This is a genomic window from Amycolatopsis sp. (genome assembly GCF_035546795.1).
Taxonomy (GTDB): Bacteria; Actinomycetota; Actinomycetes; order Mycobacteriales; family Pseudonocardiaceae; genus Amycolatopsis_E.
The window spans coordinates 220,986-238,464 of the sequence record NZ_DASZWC010000019.1 but is presented as its reverse complement, the minus strand read 5'-3'; the positions used below and the strand labels follow the sequence as shown (position 1 = coordinate 238,464).

Annotated in this window: 17 protein-coding genes; 14 read left to right on the top strand and 3 right to left on the bottom strand. The window is 68.0% G+C overall.

The genetic code is table 11. From position 1 onward, the window contains the following. Window positions 1–125: 125 nt before the first annotated feature. From VHD82_RS13425 to VHD82_RS13415, 3 genes are read right to left on the bottom strand one after another with little or no spacing between them, the layout of a single operon-like run. Window positions 126–1,667 carry a long-chain-fatty-acid--CoA ligase gene (locus VHD82_RS13425; protein WP_325702048.1) on the bottom strand — a complete coding sequence of 514 codons (1,542 nt, stop codon included), beginning with the start codon at window positions 1,665–1,667 and terminating at the stop codon, window positions 126–128. Next, window positions 1,664–2,608 carry an acyl-CoA dehydrogenase family protein gene (locus tag VHD82_RS13420; protein WP_325702046.1) on the bottom strand — a complete coding sequence of 315 codons (945 nt, stop codon included), beginning with the start codon at window positions 2,606–2,608 and terminating at the stop codon, window positions 1,664–1,666. The genes VHD82_RS13425 and VHD82_RS13420 overlap by 4 nt, the downstream gene beginning before the upstream one ends. Before the next feature lie 11 nt (window positions 2,609–2,619). Next, entirely contained in the window at window positions 2,620–3,792 is a 1,173-nt protein-coding gene (locus tag VHD82_RS13415; RefSeq protein ID WP_325702043.1) for an acyl-CoA dehydrogenase family protein, read from the bottom strand. A 104-nt stretch (window positions 3,793–3,896) separates the two neighbouring features. Here VHD82_RS13415 and VHD82_RS13410 point away from each other — a divergent pair, with 104 nt between their 5' ends. From VHD82_RS13410 to VHD82_RS13345, 14 genes are all read left to right on the top strand, one after another. Beyond that, the gene (locus tag VHD82_RS13410) at window positions 3,897–4,088 is read left to right on the top strand and encodes a ferredoxin (protein WP_325702040.1); all 192 of its coding nucleotides are present in this window, start codon (window positions 3,897–3,899) and stop codon (window positions 4,086–4,088) included. A 163-nt stretch (window positions 4,089–4,251) separates the two neighbouring features. Continuing rightward, complete coding sequence (locus VHD82_RS13405; RefSeq protein ID WP_325702037.1) at window positions 4,252–5,085, top strand: SDR family NAD(P)-dependent oxidoreductase; 834 nt, start codon at window positions 4,252–4,254, stop codon at window positions 5,083–5,085. Next, complete coding sequence (locus tag VHD82_RS13400; RefSeq protein ID WP_325702034.1) at window positions 5,082–6,593, top strand: aldehyde dehydrogenase family protein; 1,512 nt, start codon at window positions 5,082–5,084, stop codon at window positions 6,591–6,593. The genes VHD82_RS13405 and VHD82_RS13400 overlap by 4 nt, the downstream gene beginning before the upstream one ends. A gap of 1 nt (window position 6,594) precedes the next feature. Then, the gene (locus VHD82_RS13395; protein ID WP_325702031.1) at window positions 6,595–7,353 is read left to right on the top strand and encodes a glucose 1-dehydrogenase; all 759 of its coding nucleotides are present in this window, start codon (window positions 6,595–6,597) and stop codon (window positions 7,351–7,353) included. A gap of 112 nt (window positions 7,354–7,465) precedes the next feature. After that, window positions 7,466–8,260, top strand: a complete 795-nt coding sequence (locus VHD82_RS13390) for an ABC transporter permease (RefSeq protein ID WP_325702028.1) — start codon at window positions 7,466–7,468, stop codon at window positions 8,258–8,260. Next, complete coding sequence (locus VHD82_RS13385) at window positions 8,260–9,117, top strand: ABC transporter permease (RefSeq protein WP_325702025.1); 858 nt, start codon at window positions 8,260–8,262, stop codon at window positions 9,115–9,117. Before VHD82_RS13390 ends, VHD82_RS13385 begins: the two co-directional genes overlap by 1 nt. Continuing rightward, complete coding sequence (locus VHD82_RS13380; protein WP_325702022.1) at window positions 9,114–10,445, top strand: MCE family protein; 1,332 nt, start codon at window positions 9,114–9,116, stop codon at window positions 10,443–10,445. The genes VHD82_RS13385 and VHD82_RS13380 overlap by 4 nt, the downstream gene beginning before the upstream one ends. Window positions 10,446–10,513: 68 nt before the next feature. Further along, the gene (locus VHD82_RS13375) at window positions 10,514–11,560 is read left to right on the top strand and encodes an MCE family protein (RefSeq protein WP_325702019.1); all 1,047 of its coding nucleotides are present in this window, start codon (window positions 10,514–10,516) and stop codon (window positions 11,558–11,560) included. After that, entirely contained in the window at window positions 11,557–12,588 is a 1,032-nt protein-coding gene (locus VHD82_RS13370) for an MCE family protein (protein ID WP_325702016.1), read from the top strand. The genes VHD82_RS13375 and VHD82_RS13370 overlap by 4 nt, the downstream gene beginning before the upstream one ends. After that, window positions 12,585–13,775 (top strand): MCE family protein, encoded by a 1,191-nt coding sequence (locus VHD82_RS13365; RefSeq protein ID WP_325702012.1) that lies wholly within the window; start codon window positions 12,585–12,587, stop codon window positions 13,773–13,775. The genes VHD82_RS13370 and VHD82_RS13365 overlap by 4 nt, the downstream gene beginning before the upstream one ends. Beyond that, entirely contained in the window at window positions 13,772–14,938 is a 1,167-nt protein-coding gene (locus tag VHD82_RS13360; protein ID WP_325702009.1) for an MCE family protein, read from the top strand. Before VHD82_RS13365 ends, VHD82_RS13360 begins: the two co-directional genes overlap by 4 nt. After that, window positions 14,938–16,191: an MlaD family protein gene (locus tag VHD82_RS13355; RefSeq protein ID WP_325702006.1), complete on the top strand. Its 1,254-nt coding sequence runs from the start codon at window positions 14,938–14,940 to the stop codon at window positions 16,189–16,191. Before VHD82_RS13360 ends, VHD82_RS13355 begins: the two co-directional genes overlap by 1 nt. After that, window positions 16,188–16,682, top strand: coding sequence for a hypothetical protein (locus VHD82_RS13350; protein ID WP_325702003.1), 495 nt, complete (start codon window positions 16,188–16,190; stop codon window positions 16,680–16,682). The genes VHD82_RS13355 and VHD82_RS13350 overlap by 4 nt, the downstream gene beginning before the upstream one ends. After that, window positions 16,679–17,176 carry a hypothetical protein gene (locus VHD82_RS13345; RefSeq protein WP_325702000.1) on the top strand — a complete coding sequence of 166 codons (498 nt, stop codon included), beginning with the start codon at window positions 16,679–16,681 and terminating at the stop codon, window positions 17,174–17,176. The genes VHD82_RS13350 and VHD82_RS13345 overlap by 4 nt, the downstream gene beginning before the upstream one ends. The last annotated feature ends 303 nt before the right edge of the window (window positions 17,177–17,479 follow it).

Sequence of the window (17,479 nt, the reverse complement as noted above, 5' to 3'; positions counted from 1 at the left end):
TGATGACCAATCCGACCGAAAGCAGGCGGAGACGGTCCGCGGCCGATCTGCTCATGGACACCCGTGTCCGCCGTGACTGCCGTCGGATTGGTAATGAGCAGTACAGCAAGCTAGCCGCGATCACTTCACCGGAGAAGCAGTTCGTAAGAAGTTTTCCCTTTCGTGCGCATCCAGACCGGATCGGAGCAGTGGGTGCCCTCCGCGGACAGCCTCCGTTTGACGATCTTGTACGTCGATGTCTTCTCCAGTTCGTTGACAATTCGCACGTACTGTGGCACTTGTTTCGGGCCCAGATCCGGTTGCGCGGCGAGGAACTCGCCCAACTCGACCGGCTCGACCGGTGAGCGCAGCACCAGCGCGGCCATCACCTGGTCCCCGGTCACCGGGTCCGGAATCGGGTAGACGGCCGCCTCGGCGACGGCCGGATGGCGCACCAGCACTCGTTCGATCGGCGCAGTACCAAGGTTTTCGCCGTCGACGCGGAGCCAGTCGCCGAGCCTGCCGGCGAAGTAGTAGAAACCGTCGGCGTCGGCGTACGCCAGGTCGCCGGTGTGGTATTGGCCGCCGCGCAGGCGTTCGGCGTCGGCCTCCGGGCTTCGGTAGTAGCCCGCGAACGCGCCGGCGCCGGCCGTGTTGACCAGTTCGCCGACGGCTTCGTTCGCGTTGATCAGCTGCCCGTCGGCGTCGAACTTCGCCGGGGGACAGGGTTTCCCCGTTCCGGGGTGCAGGATCGCCACCTCCGCGGCCGGCTTACCCAGCGAACCCGGCGGCGAGTCCGGCGTGCGGGCGAACCCGATCCCGCCTTCGGTGGACCCGAACGCGTCCACCACGTGGCAGCCGAACCGGCGGCCGAACTCGGCCAGATCGGCTTCCGCACCCTCGTTGCCGTACACCAGGCGCAGCGGATTGTCCGCATCGTCTGGTCGCGGCGGGGTCGCGACCACGTACGACAGTGGCTTCCCGACGTAGTTCGCGTAGGTGGCGCCGAACTTGCGCACATCGGGCAGGAATCCGGACGCGGAGAACTTGCGGCGCAGGGCGATCGTCGCGCCCGCGGCGAGGCCGACCGCCCAGCCTGCCATGATCGCGTTGGAATGGAACATCGGCATCGCGACGTAGACGGTGTCCGAACCGGACAGTCCGAACCGGTCGGCGAGCATCTCACCGGGGACGGTGATCTTCTCGTGCGTGACCCGCACCGCCTTGGGCTCCCCGCTGGTGCCGGACGTGAAGATCAGCATCATCAGGTCTTCGGGGCCGGCGGCGACCGGTGCCAGCGGCGCGTGCTCCGGCGCAAGATCGTCCAAAGAGGACACCGGAACATCGAGGCCCGCCAACAGAGGCGCGTACTTCGGCTCGGTCAGCACGAGCTGGCAGTCCGAAGCTCGCACATCCCGCGCCAGAGCTTCGCCCCGGCGCGTCGGGTTCAGGCCGACCAGCACCGAGCCCGAGAACGCGCAGGCGCCGAGCAGCGCCGAGAACCGCGGCTGGTTGTCCGCCAGAACCCCGATATGCGGCGGCGCGTCCGTGCGCAGCAGCCGGGGCAGCAGGGCCGCGAGGTCCGCGCATTCCTGGACGTGCTCGGCCCACGTCCGGGTTTCGTTCTCGAACAGCAGGCCCGGACGCGGGTCGGCCGCGCGGGCGAGCAGCAGCTCGGTGACCGTCATGCCGGCTCGGCGGCCAGCAGCCCGCCCAGTGCGCGCAGCTGCGCGGTCGCCCCGCCGAGGGCGAACTCGATCCGTTTCGCCGCCGCGAAATACCGGTGCAGCTCGTGGTCCACGTCGATCCCGACGCCGCCGTGCACGTGGACAGCGGTGTGCGCGACACGGTGCCCGGCTTCGGCGGCCCAGTACTTCGCGGTGGCCACCTCCTCGGCCGCCGGCAGTTCCTCCGACAGCCGCCAGGCCGCTTGCCACAGCGTCAGCCGGACGGCCTCGACGTCGATGTAGGCGTCGGCGAGGCGTTGCCGGACAGCCTGGAAACTCCCGATCGGATGGTCGAACTGCTTGCGTGTCCTGGCGTATCCGGCCGTGCGGTGCAGGGCGCTTTCCAGGACGCCGAGCTGGACCGCGCACAAGGCGACCGTCATCCGCTGCCGCAACAGCTCGGGGTCGAGATCGAGCGGTTCGCCCGGCGCGTCCTCCAGTTCCACCAAGGCGGCGTCGGCGTGGTCGACGGTCCGCTGTGCCCGCACGTCGGCCTGTTCGACGAGGAAGACCTTGCCATCCGCGGGAATCAGGAACGCGTCCGCGAACGCGCCGAACATGACTGCGGTCTGCGAGCCGGACAGCAACCCGTCGTGCACCGCGAATCCCGACGGCAGGCCCGCGTCCGGCAGCGCGAGGGCGTACACCTTGTCGCCGCGCCCGGACGCCACCGCTGTCACGTACGGAACAGGCGCGAGGGTGCGCCCGACCTCGACCAGCGCGGCGCACTGCGCCAGCCAGCCGGCCTCCAGCACGCCCGCCGCCAGCAGGGCGTCCCACACGCCGCGGTCGAAGCCGCCTTCGCCGTGGCTCCCCAGCACCTCCTTGGTGACCAGGTCGCCGCAGATCCGCCGGACCAGCCCGGCCAGCTCGGTCTCTTCGTCGCTCGGCAAGAAATCCACGGTTGCGCTCCTTAGCGGGTCACTGGCAGCGAGAGGGCGGTGGCCGCGATGAGGTCGCGCTGGATCTCGTTGGTACCGCCGCCGAAGGTGAGGATCAGGGCGGACCGGTGCGCGCGCTCGAGCCGGCCGCGCAGCACCGCGCCGGGGGAGCCGGTGCGGACCACGGCGGCGGCGCCGACGATTTCCATCAGCAGCCGGTACGCCTCGATCGCCAGCTCGGTGCCGTACACCTTGGTGGCCGACGCCTCCGCGGGGCTCAGGTCGGGCGTGGTCGCGATGCGCCAGTTGCGCAGTTTGAGGTATTCGCCGTGCGCGTGCACGCGGGCCAGATGCGTCCGCACCCATTCGGCGTCGATCACCCGGCTGCCGTCGGCCTGTTTGGTCTCCTGCGCCCATTGCCGCACCTCGCGCAGCGCGTCGAGGACCGGCGCGGCCGACGTCAGCGCGACGCGCTCGTGGTTGAGCTGGTTGGTGATCAGCGGCCAGCCGGCGTTCTCCTCCGCCACCCGCGAGGACACCGGCACGCGCACGTCGTCGTAGTACGTGGCGCTGGTGCCGGGCCCGGCGACGGTGTGCACCTTCGTCCAGGAGAACCCGGGCGCGGAGGTCGGCACGATCAGCATGCTCAGGCCCTTGTGCTTGCGCGCTTCCGGATCGGTGCGGCAGGCCAGCCAGATGTAGTCGGCGTATTCGATCAGCGAAGTCCACATTTTCTGCCCGTTGACCACGTACTCGTCGCCGTCACGGACCGCTTTGGTGCGTAGTGAGGCGAGGTCCGTGCCGGCCTCGGGCTCGGAGTAGCCGATGGAGAAATGCAACTCGCCGGCGGCGATGCGCGGCAGGTAGAACGCCTTCTGGTCCGGCGTGCCGTAGCGCATGATCGTCGGGCCGATCGTGTTCACCGTCAGGAACGGCACCGGCACCCCGGCGACGGCCGCTTCGTCGGTGAAGATGAGCTGGTCCATCATCGACCGGTCCTGCCCGCCGAACTCCTTCGGCCAGCCGATCGCGAGCCAGCCGTCCTTGCCCAGCTGGCGGACGATTTCCTTGTATGCCAAGCCGCTTCCGTACTCGCCGCCGTCCGCGTCGAGATCCGCCCTGCGCTCGGGCGTCATCAGCTCCGCGAAGTACTCACGCAGCTGCGCGCGCAGCGATTCCTGTTCGGGCGTGTAGCTGATCCGCATCCCGTCACCTCCACCGTGCCCCGCTCGTTCTGGTAGCGAACCGGCCGCGGCGCTAGTCTAGAACAGGTTCTAGTTCTAGCAAACCTGCCGGACGGGAGGAAACCATGCGGGTCGGTGTCGACCGTGACCTGTGCGAGGCCAACGAGGTGTGTGCCGCGTTCGCGCCCGGGGTGTTCGAGCTGGATGACGAGGACGAACTCGTCGTCAAGCACGAGGAGGTGCCCGAGGGAGAAATAGAACGTGTTACTCAAGCGGTGGCCAGCTGTCCGCGAAATGCCCTGTTCACCCGGGAATAATTGAGGCTTGCCGATCGCGAGAACAGATTCTAGTGTGTGCCGTGAGAGGCGAGCCAGGGACGGCTCGCCGCGCCTGCGAGGAGGCTGCCACGGTGAGAGCCGCCGCATGGAACGCGGATGATGCCACCGGCCGGGTCAGGGCCGGATCCCGGGTGGTGATCGGATGAGCGGCCGGACAGCCATCGTCACCGGCGCGGGAGCGGGCCTCGGCCGTGCGGAGGCGCTCGCGCTCGCCAAGGACGGCCACTCCGTGGTCGTGAACGACCTCAGCGATACCGGGGTCGTCGCCGAAATCGAAGAAGCCGGCGGCAAGGCGCTGTTCGTCGCCGGTGACGTGTCCGAGCGGGCGACCGCCGACGTGCTGCTCTCGGCCGCGGTGGATCACTTCGGTGGGCTGCACGTGCTGGTGAACAACGCCGGGGTGCTGCGTGACCGGATGATCTTCTCGATGTCCGACGAGGAGTGGGACACCGTGATCAGGGTGCACCTGCGCGGGCACTTCCTGTTGTCCCGCAACGCAACCGCGTACTGGCGGCGACAGTCCAAAGTGGAGGGCAGACCGGTGTACGCGCGGGTGGTCAACACCGCGTCCGAGGCGTTTCTCTTCGGCGCGCCCGGGCAGCCCAACTACTCCGCCGCCAAGGCCGGGATCGCGGCGCTCACGGTGGCGACGGCGCGCGGTTGCGCTCGCTATGGCGTGCGCGCCAACGCGATTTGCCCGCGCGCCCGCACAGCGATGACCGAAGCGGTCTTCGGGGACGCGCCCGCCGAAGGCGTGGACCCGTTGTCGGTCGAGCACGTGGCCCCGTTCGTCGCGTTCCTCGCCTCGCCTGAGGCCGACACTGTCAACGGCCAGGTCTTCGTGGTGCACGGCGGGAACGTCGCGCTCGTCGCGCCGCCCACGGTGGAACGGACGTGGAACCTCGCCGAGCTTGCCGGGCTCCCGGGCCATTTCGCCGGCCGCGACCAGATGTTCGCCAGTGAGGAGTTGCTATGACGCTTACCGTGCAACCGCATCGCGAATCGGTCGGTCTCAAGACCGGCCAGCTCTACCTCGACGGGCAGTGGGTCCCCGGCGGTGGCGGCGACACCTGGACGCACACGCACCCGGCCACCGGTGAGGCGGTCGGCGAGTTCGCCATCGCCACGGCGGGCGACGTCGACGCCGCGGTGGCCTCCGCGCGCAAGGCTTTCGATTCGGGCACGTGGTCCAACGCCCGTGCGGGTGTGCGGATCAAGCTGTTGCACCGTTATGCCGAACTGCTGCGCGAACACGCCGAAGAGCTGCGCGCGTTCCAGGCGCTGGACAACTCCGTGCCGATTTCCTTCAGCAGCAACATCTACGCCACCTCGGTGGAGGCGGCCGCGGACGTGTTCGACCATCACGCGGGCTGGGTGGACAAGCTCGGCGGGCAGACCCTGCCGCCGTACCAGGGCGGCGACCACCTGGCGATGACCTTCCGCGAGCCGATCGGCGTGGTCGCGGCGATCCTGCCGTGGAACGCGCCTTTCCTGTTGTACGCGCAGAAGATCGCGCCGGCGCTCGCGGCGGGCTGCACCGTGGTGCTCAAGCCTTCGGAGTACTGCACGTTCACGGTGTTGCGGATGGTCGAGCTGCTCATCGAGGCCGGGCTGCCCGCAGGCACGCTCAACGTAGTCACCGGCCCCGGCGATCCGGTCGGCGAAGCGCTGATCACGCATCGGGACGTCGACAAGGTCAGCTTCACCGGCAGCCGCGGGGTCGGCAGGCGGATCGTGGAGGCCTCGGCCGGCACGCTCAAGCGGGTTTCCCTGGAGCTGGGCGGGAAGAGCCCCGCGCTGATCTTCGCCGACGCGCCCAACGTCGGGCTCGCCGCGGCGACCACCATCGGCGCCGTGACGATGGGACTGTCCGGCCAGGCGTGTGTCGCCAACACGCGGGCGCTCGTGCAGCGCGAGGTCTACGACGAATTCCTCGCTGCCGCACAGGGAATGGCCGCGGCCGTCACCTACGGTGACCCTTTCGACCCCGGCGTGATGTCCTGCCCGCTGATCAACGAGCGGCAGCTGGAGCGTGTGCTCGGCTACATCGAGCAGGGCAAGCAGGAAGCGCGGCTGGTCTACGGTGGCGAACGCCCCGGCGGCGATCTCGCGGACGGCAACTTCGTGACGCCCACGATCTTCGCCGATGTGGCGAACTCCGCCACCATCGCGCAGGAGGAGATCTTCGGGCCGGTGCTCTCCGTCGTCCCCTTCGACACCGAAGAAGAAGCCGTCCGGCTGGCCAACGACACCGAGTACGGTCTCGGCGCGAGCGTGTTCAGCGCGGACGCGCAGCGCGCCTTCCGGGTCTCCCGCAAACTGCGCGCCGGCACGATCGGCGTCAACGGGTTCCAGATCGAACCGCATCTGCCTTTCGGCGGGTTCAAGCAGTCCGGGCTCGGCCGCGAAGGCGGCGAGTCCTCCATCGAGGCCTACACCGAGCTCAAGTCGGTGTACATGCCGCTGACCGACGAGATGATGTGACATGGGCAGGCTGGACGGCAAAGTCGCCGTGATCACCGGCGCGGCCCGCGGCCAGGGCGCCGCGGCCGCACGCCGGTTCGCCGAAGAAGGCGCGAAGGTGCTCATTGCCGACGTGCTCGACGACGACGGGAAGGCGCTGGCGGACGAGATCGGTGCGGTGTACCAGCATCTCGACGTGACGCGTGAAGAGGACTGGGCGGCCGCGATCGCGCGCGCCGGTGACGAGTTCGGGCCGGTCACCGTCCTGATGAACAATGCCGGGATTCTGCATTTTTCCGAACTGGGCAAAACCACCCTCGCCGACTACGAACGCGTGATAAGGGTGAACCAGATCGGCGCGTTTCTCGGGATGCGCTCGGTCGTTGAACCCATGTCGGAAGCCGGCGCAGGCTCGATCGTCAACGTGTCCTCTGTGGAGGGATTGGCCGGAATGCCTTTCCTGGTCGCGTACACCGCGAGCAAGTTCGCGATTCGCGGGATGACGAAGGTGGCCGCCCTCGAACTGGGTGCCAAGGGTATCCGGGTCAACTCCGTGCACCCGGGGATGATCGACACGAAGATGGTTTCCGACGCCGCGGGCGGGGCCGAAGTGGACCTGTCCTGGGTGGGGAAGAAGGTCGCGCTGGGCCGGGTCGGGCAGCCGGAGGAGATCGCGAACGTCGCGCTTTTCCTCGCCAGTGACGAGAGTTCCTACTGCACGGGCGGGGAGTTCGTCGCCGACGGCGGCGCGACGGCCACCCATGCCTTGAAAGTCCAGTGATCAAAAACACCCGGGAGGCCTGCGGTTCGATCATGTGAACACCGCTAACAAAAATCGGCTTCACATGGTGAGTAAGACTCAGGGCAACGAAGCTAGGGTCGGCGGAGGTCTGATGGGCACGCGCAGTGGAACGATCTCGGTTCCGGGTACCGCCGCGCTCACCCAGGTCGGCAGGCTGAGCACGCTCGGCTGGGAAGTACTGCGCGCGATACCCAGGCGCCCCTTCCAGTTCCGCGAATGGATCCAGCAGTGCTGGTTCTTCGCGAGCGTGACCATCCTGCCGACCGCATTGGTGGCGATTCCGTTCGGCGCGGTGATCGCGTTGCAGCTCGGATCGCTGACCGAGCAGATCGGCGCGCAGTCCTTCACCGGCGCGGCCAGCGCGCTCGCGATCGTCCAGCAGGCCTCTCCGCTGATCACCGCCCTGCTGGTCGCCGGCGCGGGCGGCAGCGCGGTCTGCGCGGACATCGGGGCGCGCAAGATCCGCGAAGAGATCGACGCGATGGAGGTCCTCGGGGTCAACCCCGTGCAGCGCCTGATCGTGCCGAGGGTGCTCGCCGCAATGGTGGTGTCCACCCTGCTCAACGGCCTGGTGAGCGTGGTCGGCGTACTCGGTGGCTACTTCTTCAACGTGGTCATGCAGGGCGGTACGCCCGGCGCGTACCTGGCGAGTTTCAACGCGCTCGCCCAGCTGCCCGACCTCTACATCAGTGAGATCAAGGCCCTGTTGTACGGGTTCGTCGCCGGGGTGGTCGCCGCCTACCGCGGGCTGCACCCGGCCGGCGGGCCCAAGGGTGTCGGGGACGCGGTGAACCAGGCCGTGGTGATCACGTTCCTGCTGCTGTTCCTCATCAACGTCGTGCTGACGGCGATCTACCTGCGGATCGTGCCGCCGAAGGCGTTGTGATGACGACAACCGTCGACACCGAGGAGCGCCCGGACAAGGTCCTGGAGGCGATCGCCCGCCCCGGGGCGATCTTCGAGGGCATGGGCACTCAGCTGTCCTTCTACGTGCGCGCGCTGGCGTGGTCGCCTCGCGTGCTTCGCCGCTACCTCAAGGAAACCCTGCGTCTGCTGACCGAGGTCTGCTTCGGTACCGGTGGGCTCGCGGTCATCGGCGGCACGCTCGGCGTGATGATCGGGATGACCATGTTCACCGGTCTGATCGTCGGCCTGCAGGGATATGCGGCGCTGAACCAGCTCGGCACCGCGGCGCTGACCGGCTTCATCTCCGCTTACTTCAACACCCGTGAAGTCGCTCCGCTGGCGGCAGGGCTGGCGCTCTCGGCGACCGTCGGCTGTGGTTTCACCGCGCAACTGGGCGCGATGCGGATCTCCGAGGAGATCGACGCACTCGAGGTGATGGGCATCCCGAGCATGCCGTACCTCGTGACCACCCGGGTGCTGGCCGGGGTGTTCGCGGTGATCCCGCTCTACGCCGTCGGCCTGCTTTCGTCGTACCTGGCGTCCCGGCAGGTCACCGTCTGGTTGTACGGGCAGTCGGCGGGCACCTACGACCATTACTTCAACCTGTTCCTGCCACCGGAAGACGTGCTCTGGTCGTTCCTGAAGGTGATGATCTTCAGTGCGCTCGTCATCCTGTCGCACTGTTACTACGGCTACACCGCGTCCGGCGGTCCGGCCGGTGTCGGCATGGCCGTGGGCCGCGCGGTGCGGACCTCGATCGTGCTGATCTCGCTGCTGGACTTCTTCCTCAGCCTGGCGATCTGGGGCGCCACGACGACGGTGAGGATATCCGGATGAGCCGCCAGGCGCTGCGCCGCAGGCTGTGGCACCAGCTGCTCGGGCTGGTGTTCCTGGTGGTGTGTGCGCTGTTCTTCGTCACCACGGTGGCGATCTACAAGAAGGAGTTCACGCCGGTTTCGATGGTGCGGCTGGAAACCGACACGGTCGGCAACCAGCTGGGCGAGGGCTCGGACGTGAAGGTCCGCGGGGTGGTGGTCGGCGAGGTGCGCAGTGTGCAGGGCCTCGGCGACCATGCGGCGCTGGAGCTGGCGCTGGACCCGGACAAGATCGGCGAGATCCCGTCGAACGTCTCGGCGCGGCTGCTGCCGAAAACCCTGTTCGGCGAACGCTATGTGGCGCTGCAGATCCCGCAGGGGCCTTCGGCGCGGCACATCCAGGCCGGCGACGTGATCACCCAGGATCGCAGCAGTTCCGCGATCGAGCTGGAGAAGGTGCTCGACGACGTGATGCCGCTGCTGCAGGCCGTGCAGCCGGAGAAGCTCTCGGCCACGCTCAGCGCGGTGTCCACGGCCCTGCAGGGCCGCGGCGAACAGCTCGGGCAGACGCTGGTGAACCTGTCGGACTACCTTGGCAGACTGAACCCGTCGCTGCCGGACATCAAGGCCGACATCTCCAGCTTCGCCAACGTGAGTGACATCTACAACCAGGCGGCGCCGGACTTCCTCAACGCGCTGTCAGACCTGACCACCACGAGCAAAACACTGGTGGACAAGCGACAGCAGCTCTCCCAGCTGTATTCCTCGGTGACCAACGTGTCGGTGGACCTCGGCAGTTTCCTGAAGGTCAACGAGAACAACCTCATCGCCCTGACCACCACGTCACAGTCCACTTTGGACGTACTGGCCAAGTACGCGCCGGAGTACCCGTGCCTGCTGCAGCAGCTGGCGGATTCCGTGCCGCGCGCGTACGCCGCCTTCGGTGCGGGCACGGACCAGCGCAACCACGTGACGATCCGGTTCATCGCCGACCGCACCAAGTACCTGCCGGGCGTGGACGAGCCGAATTACACCGACAAGCGCGGCCCGCGCTGTTACCCGCAGGTGGTGCCGCCGGGCAGGTGGCCGCAGTACCCGCCGGACGGCCCGGTGCAGGACGGGTCGAGCCACCCGGCGGTGCCGCCGGGGGAGAACACCCCGTTGCCCAGTGACGGCATCATCGACGGCGGTTCCGGCACCACCGGCTCGGTGGCCAACTCCACCGCCGAGCAGCAGTTGATCGACGTGCTCGTCGCGCCGACGCTGGACACCCCGCCGGACGCGGTGCCCGGCTGGGCGGGACTGCTCGTCGGGCCGGTCTATCGGGGAGCGGAGGTGGACGTCGGTTGAGGAACACCGAGGACCGCACAAGCAAGCGCGACAAAGGAGCGCGGCGCGCGAGGACCGATCGGGTGCGGGTGTCCCGCAGAGACACCGTCGGCCCGTTGATCAAAACGCTGATCTTCGCCGCGGTCACGGTGCTGCTGACCGGGATTCTCGGCGCCACGATCGCCAACACGAACTTCGGGGTCAGCTCCACCTACGTCGCGCGGTTCACCGATGCTTCGGGCCTGCACGAAGGTGACGACGTGCGGATCGTCGGGGTCAAGGTGGGCCAGGTGGACAAGATCACCGTGGCGCAGGAGGGCGACCGCAACCTCGCCGACGTGCACTTCACCGTTTCCCAGGCGTACCAGCTGCCCTCCGCGGTCACCGCCACGGTCAAGTATCGCAACCTCGTCGGCCAGCGCTACCTCGCACTCGGGACCACTGTGGACGGTGACGGCCGGCTGCCGGCCGGCGGCACGATCCCGCCCGAGCGCACTCAGCCGGCGCTGAACCTCACCGTACTGTTCAACGGGTTCAAGCCGTTGTTCCAGGCCCTGGATCCGCAGCAGGTCAACCAGCTCTCCTACGAGATCATCCAGGTGTTCCAGGGTGAGGGCGGCACGATCGACAGCCTGCTCACGCACACCGCCTCGGTCACCACCGCGATCGCGGACAAGGACAAGGTGATCGGCCAGGTCATCGACAACCTCAACAACGTGCTCGCCACCGTCAACTCCCGCGGCCCGCAGCTGGCCAACCTGATCGACCAGACCCAGCAGCTGGTCACCGGGCTATCCCAGCAGCGGCAGCCGATCGGCGACGCGGTCACCGCGTTGTCGAACCTGACGCAGGTGACGGCCGGGCTGGTGCAGGACGCGCGGCCTTCGCTGAAAGACGACATCTCCAGCCTCGGCCTGTTGTCGCAGAACCTGTCGGATTCGGGACAGCTGCTGGACGAGCTGCTGCAGAAGCTGCCGGGCAACCTGGAGAAGTTCACCCGCACCCTGAGCTACGGCAGCTGGTACAACTACTTCCTCTGCAACCTGTCCGGCACGATCGGCATCTCCTCGCTGAACATCACGCTGCCGCTGCTGCCCCTGCCCGCCACCCAGGAGCCGGAAAGGTGCCAGTCGTGAAAGCACTGCGCGACCGCAACCAGGCCGCCGTCGGCGCGGTGACCCTCATCCTCATCGTGCTGGTCAGCATGGTGTCGTACTTCTCCGACGACCTTCCGTTGCTGGGCAACGGAACCACCTACCAGGCGTACTTCGCCGAGTCGGCCGGCCTCTCCCCGGACAACGAGGTGCAGGTGGCCGGGGTGAAGGTGGGGCAGGTCAGCTCGGTCACGCTGGCGGGCAAGAAGGTGCTGGTGAAGTTCAAGGTCTCCGACACCCGCGTCGGCGACCAGACCACCGCCTCGATCGAGATCAAAACCCTGCTCGGCGAGAAATACCTTGCGCTGCAACCGAAAGGCACCGGTACGCAGAGCCCGGACCAGCCGATCCCGGTCGAGCGCACCACCACCCCGTTCGAACTGCAGGACGCGTTCGGGCAGCTGTCGAACACGGTCGGCGACATCAACACCCAGCAGCTGGCGCAGAGTTTCGACGCGGTGTCGGACGCGTTGAAGGACACCCCGCAGCCGTTGAAGGACACGCTGAACGGGCTGTCCGCACTGTCCAAAACGGTCTCTTCGCGGGACCAGGAGCTGGCGACACTGCTGGCGAACACCAGCCAGGTCACCAAAACGCTGTCCGACCGGGACGCCCAGCTGCAGCAGGTGATCAACGACGGCAACCTGTTGCTCACCGAACTGCAGCAGCGCCGGGACGCGATCAGCGCGCTGCTCAAGGGCACCCAGGACCTCTCGACGCAGCTGGAGGGGCTGGTCGCGGACAACCGTGCCCAACTGGCGCCGACCCTGCAGAAGCTCGGCGACGTCACCGACATCCTGCAGCGCAACCAGGACAATCTCGGCCGCAGCCTCGCGCTGCTCGCGCCGTTCACCCGGGTCGGCACCAACGCCACCGGCAACGGGCGCTGGTTCGAGGGCTACATCTGCGGCCTGTTCCCGCCGGTGATCAACGCGGGCGCGGTGCAGATCAACCCGAACGGCTGTACCCCGCCGCTCTCCGCGCCCGACCAGGGGGTGAGCGGCCAGTGACGGTCGAAACGAGGGCCGGCCGCAGCGTGTACCGCTGGGTGGCCACCGCCTGCGTGCTCGCGTTGCTGCTGACGGCGGGGCTGTGGCTGGCTTTCCGCGATTCCGGCGGCACGAAGATCTCCGCGATGTTCGACAAGACCGTCGGGCTGTACTCGGGTTCCTCGGTGCGGGTGCTGGGTGTGCAGGTCGGCCATGTCACCGACGTGACCCCGCAGGGCGCGGCGGTGCGGGTGGACATGCAGGTCGACCCCGGGGTGCAGATCCCGGCGAACGCGGGCGCCGTGGTGGTCGCGCCGAGCCTGGTCAGCGACCGGTACGTGCAGCTGACCCCGGCGTATGACAGCGGCCCGGAAATGGCTACGGGCACGCTGATCGCGCAGGACCACACGGCCACCCCGATGGAGCTGGACGACCTCTACAGCAGCCTGGACAAGCTGTCCACCAGCCTCGGCCCGAACGGCGCGAACGCGAATGGCGCGTTGTCGAACCTGCTGGACACCGCGGCCAAGAACCTCGACGGCAACGGCAAGAACCTCAACGACACGGTCACCGAGCTGGCGGATCTCTCGCGCACGCTGGACAACTCGAAGGACGACCTGTTCTCCACGGTGCGCAATCTGCAGTCGTTCACCACGACGCTGGCCGACAGCGACAACCAGCTCAACCAGTTCTACTCGCGGCTCTCGGACGTGACGGGCTTCCTGGCCGGGGATTCCGAGGACGTCGGCAAGGCGTTGTCGTCACTGGGCAACTCGCTGGGTGACGTGCAGCAGTTCGTCGAGGAGAACAAGGACGGGCTGACGTCCAATGTGGACAAACTGGCGAGCGTGAGCAAGGTGCTGGTGGACGAGCGTTCGGCGCTGGCCGAGGTGATCGACACCGCGCCCACCGGGATGACCAACTTCATCAACTCCTACGACGCCGCCTCCGGCAGTATCGCGATCCGCTACAACGCCAACGAATTCACCAACCCGCTGTTCACGACGCTGTGCCGGCTCATCAAGGCCGGCACCCCGACCGGACTGCCCGATGTCGTCGGCACGCTCTGCTCGGATCTCGCGTCGGTGGTGGACGGCGTCACCAACGCGCCGTCGCTCTCCCAGCTGATCGCCGACATCCAGAGCGGGAAGCTGCCGCCGTTGCCGATCACGCCGCTGGTCTCGGTTCCGGAGCAGGGGATCTCATGAAACGTGTCGTGCTGCTGGCGGGGGTGTTGTTGCTGGTCGCGGCCTGCGGCTCCGGCGGGTTCAACGGCCTCTACAGCACGCCGCTGCCCGGCGGCGCCGATCTCGGCGACCACCCGTACCAGGTGGTGGCGCAGTTCGCCGACGTGCTGGATCTCGTGCCGCAGGCGAGCGTGAAGGTCAACGACGTCCCGGTCGGCCGGGTGGACAAGATCGACCTGGCGCCCGACACCCGTTCGGCGATGGTGACCATGCGGGTCAACGGGGACGTGCACCTGCCCGGCAACGCCTACGCCGACCTGCGCCAGTCGAGCCTGCTCGGCGAGAAGTACGTGGAGCTGCGGGACCCGACCGGGCAGGACGCCACCGGCACGCTCACCAACGGGGCGACGATCCCGCTGGCGCACACCAACCGCAACCCGGAGGTCGAAGAGGTTCTCGGCGCGTTGTCCCTGCTGCTCAACGGCGGCGGCGTGAACCAGCTGGCGGACATCACCAGGGAGCTCAACAAGGCGCTCACCGGCAACGAGGCGGACATCCGGTCCCTGCTGTCCAGAGTGGACGATCTGGCGACGGAGCTGGACGGGCAGAAGAGCGACATCATCCGCGCCATCGACGGGCTGAACCGGTTGTCCGGCACGCTGGTCTCGCAGACGGCGAACCTGAGCAACGCGCTGGACAATCTCGCCCCGGGGCTGCAGGTGGTCAACGAGCAGCGCGATCAGCTGGTCGGCATGCTGCAGTCGCTGGACCAGCTGTCCGGGGTCGCGGTGGACACCGTGAACAAGAGCAAGGACCAGCTGATCGACAACCTCAGGGCGCTCACCCCGACCCTGACGAAACTGGCCGAGGCCGGGCAGAACCTGCCGACGGCGTTGAAGATCCTGCCCACGTACCCACTGCCCGATGTCGCCGGTGACGTGGTGAAGGGCGACTACGCGAACGTATCCGCCCGGCTGGATCTGGACTTTTCGGAGATCCTGCAGAACATCCAGAACGCCCAGTGGCCGCCGGGCACGAAACCCGCCACGACGACCACCCCGAGCACGTCCACGCCGGCCGCGTCCGCGCCGCCCTTGCCGCTGCCGCAACAGGTTCTCCCGTCCACTTCGGACAGTCAGCAGTACGGTGGGCTGCTAGGCAGCCTGCTGGGGGGTGGCCACTGATGTTCACCAGGACGCACTGGGCGAAACTGCTGATCTTCGGGCTGGTGGCGGTGCTGTCCGTCGGCTACGCCGGGGCGAAGTACGCGGGCCTGGACAGGTTGTTCGGCGCACGGGGTTTCGTCGTCACCGCGCAGCTCACCGACTCCGGCGGGATCTTCGTCAACTCGGAGGTGACGTACCGGGGGGTGGCCGTGGGCAAGGTGACCGGGATGCACCTCGACCCGCAGGGCGTGAACCTCGACCTCGATCTGGACTCGGGCACGCAGGTGCCCGCGGACACCAACGCGGTGGTGGCGAACCGGTCGGCGGTCGGCGAGCAGTACGTCGATCTGCGGCCCACCCACCAAGACGGGCCGTACCTGCACGACGGTTCGGTGATCGAGCGGTCGAAGACGGCGCTCCCGCTGTCCCCGGACACCGTACTGGCCAATTTGGACAGTCTGGTGTCCAGCGTGAATCCGGCCGACCTGCAGACGGTGGTGGACGAGACCTACAACGCGTTCGCCGGCACCGGCCCGGATCTGCAGCAGCTGCTGGACACCGCGAACTCGTTCACCGGCACCGCCACCCAGAACCTGCCGCAGACCACGAAACTGCTCTCCGATGGGCGGACGGTGCTGCGGACGCAGGAAAAGCAGGGGCAGAACATCGCCGACATCGCGACCGGGCTGAACAAGATCGCGGGGCAGCTGAAGGCTTCCGACCCCGATCTGCGCAAGATCGTCGACCAGGCACCGGTGCTGGCGGACAACGTCGACAGCATCCTCGCCACGTCGGGCACCGACATGGGCGTGCTGATCGCGAACCTGCTCACCACGTTCCAGATCACCTCGGTGCGCACGGACGCGATCGAAGAGGAACTCGTCGCCTTCCCGGTGATTTCGGCGTTCTCGCGCTCGGTGTCGTCGAATGGCGAGGGGCATCTGGGGCTGGTGCTGAACTTCTTCGACCCGCACTCGTGTACGAAGGGCTACGAGACCACGAAGGAGCGCCCGGCCAGCGACACCAGTGAGGCGCCGCCGAACATGCAGGCGTATTGCGCCGAAGCGCCCGGCAGCGCGACGGGCGTGCGCGGCGCGCAGAACGCCCCGTACGCGGGCGCACCCGCCAACCCGGCCACGACGGCGCCGACGCGGTCCACACCCGCCCAGTCCACGACGGGCGCGCAGACGGCGCAGCTGCCGGGCTTGCTGAACATGGCGACTTCGGGCGTGCAGCAGGGAATCGGGCAGCTGCTGGGGTTGCCGGGATGAAAGGCCGGTTACTGCCCTGGCTGAGCGCGCTGGCCGTGGTCGCGGTGGTGGTGGCAGGCTGGTTCGGCTGGGGCTGGTGGAGCACCGCGCACGACGACGTGCAGAACCGGGCGCTGGACCGGGATACCGTGCTGAGCGCGGCCACGGACGCGTTGATCGCGTTGAACACCGTCGACTACCACAACCCGGAGCCCGCGGTGGATCGGTGGATTTCGGTCACCACGGGGGAGCTGGGCAGTTCGATGTCCGGGGACAAGCAGACGCAGCTGGAGCGGGCCACGTCGAGCAAGACCGTGGCGTGGGCTTCGCTGGACCAGGCGGCGGTGACGGCGCTGGACCAGAACGCGGGCACCGCCAGGGTGATAGCGGTGCTCGACGTGCACCTGAGTACCAACGACGCCGCGCCGAAGGACTCCCGCGCCCGGCTGAACGCGGCGCTGACGCGGACTCCACAGGGCTGGAAGGTCAACTCTGTGCAGGCGGCGTCATGAGGTTTCCGAGGCGGGTGACGTGGCTGCCGGTGCTGGTGGTGGTGATCGTGCTGGCGGCCGGGTTTTCGGTGTACGCGGGGCTGAACTCCGCGCGCGACGACAACGCGGCGGTCGCGGACACGGCGGCGACGACCGAGGTGGCGGACCAGGTGACTGCCGCGGTGAAGTCCATTTTCTCGTACGACTACGACAACCTGGACCGCACTTCGCGAGCGGCGTCGAGCGTGCTCGTCGATGCCGCGGTCGGCCAGTACCAGGCGAGTTTCACGGCGGCGAGGCAACAGGCGGAGGCGCAGAAACTGGTGCGCACCACGACAATCGGCTCGATCGGCGTGCAGGAGTTGCAGGGCTCGGACGCCCGGTTGCTGCTCTTTCTGGACCAGCAGACCCTGAACACGACCTCGAACCAGCAGTCCTCGACCACGGCGTCGTTGTCCGTTGTCGCGAAGAAGGTCGACGGGACCTGGAAAATCGCGAGCATGACGGCGTTGTGAGGGCCAGTATGGACTGGTGGACGGGAAGGCTTATCTGGGGGAGCTGACCGCACGCGCTGCCGAGCTGTCCGGGCCGCGTGGGGCTGCGAACGCTCTGGTCGCGGCGGGTGTTCTCACACAGGATGAGGCGCAGCGGATTCTCGCGGAGCTTCGGGAGGATCCAGGTTCGGCAGGTCTCGGGTTCGGGGTCGGCTTGGGGTTCGGTTTCCGCGGTGCGGCGGCGGGAAGCTGAGCCGGTTGTCGTGCGCGCGAGGAGCCGGTTCCCGATCCGGTGTCGGTGCTGCCCGTGCTGGGCCGCCGGGT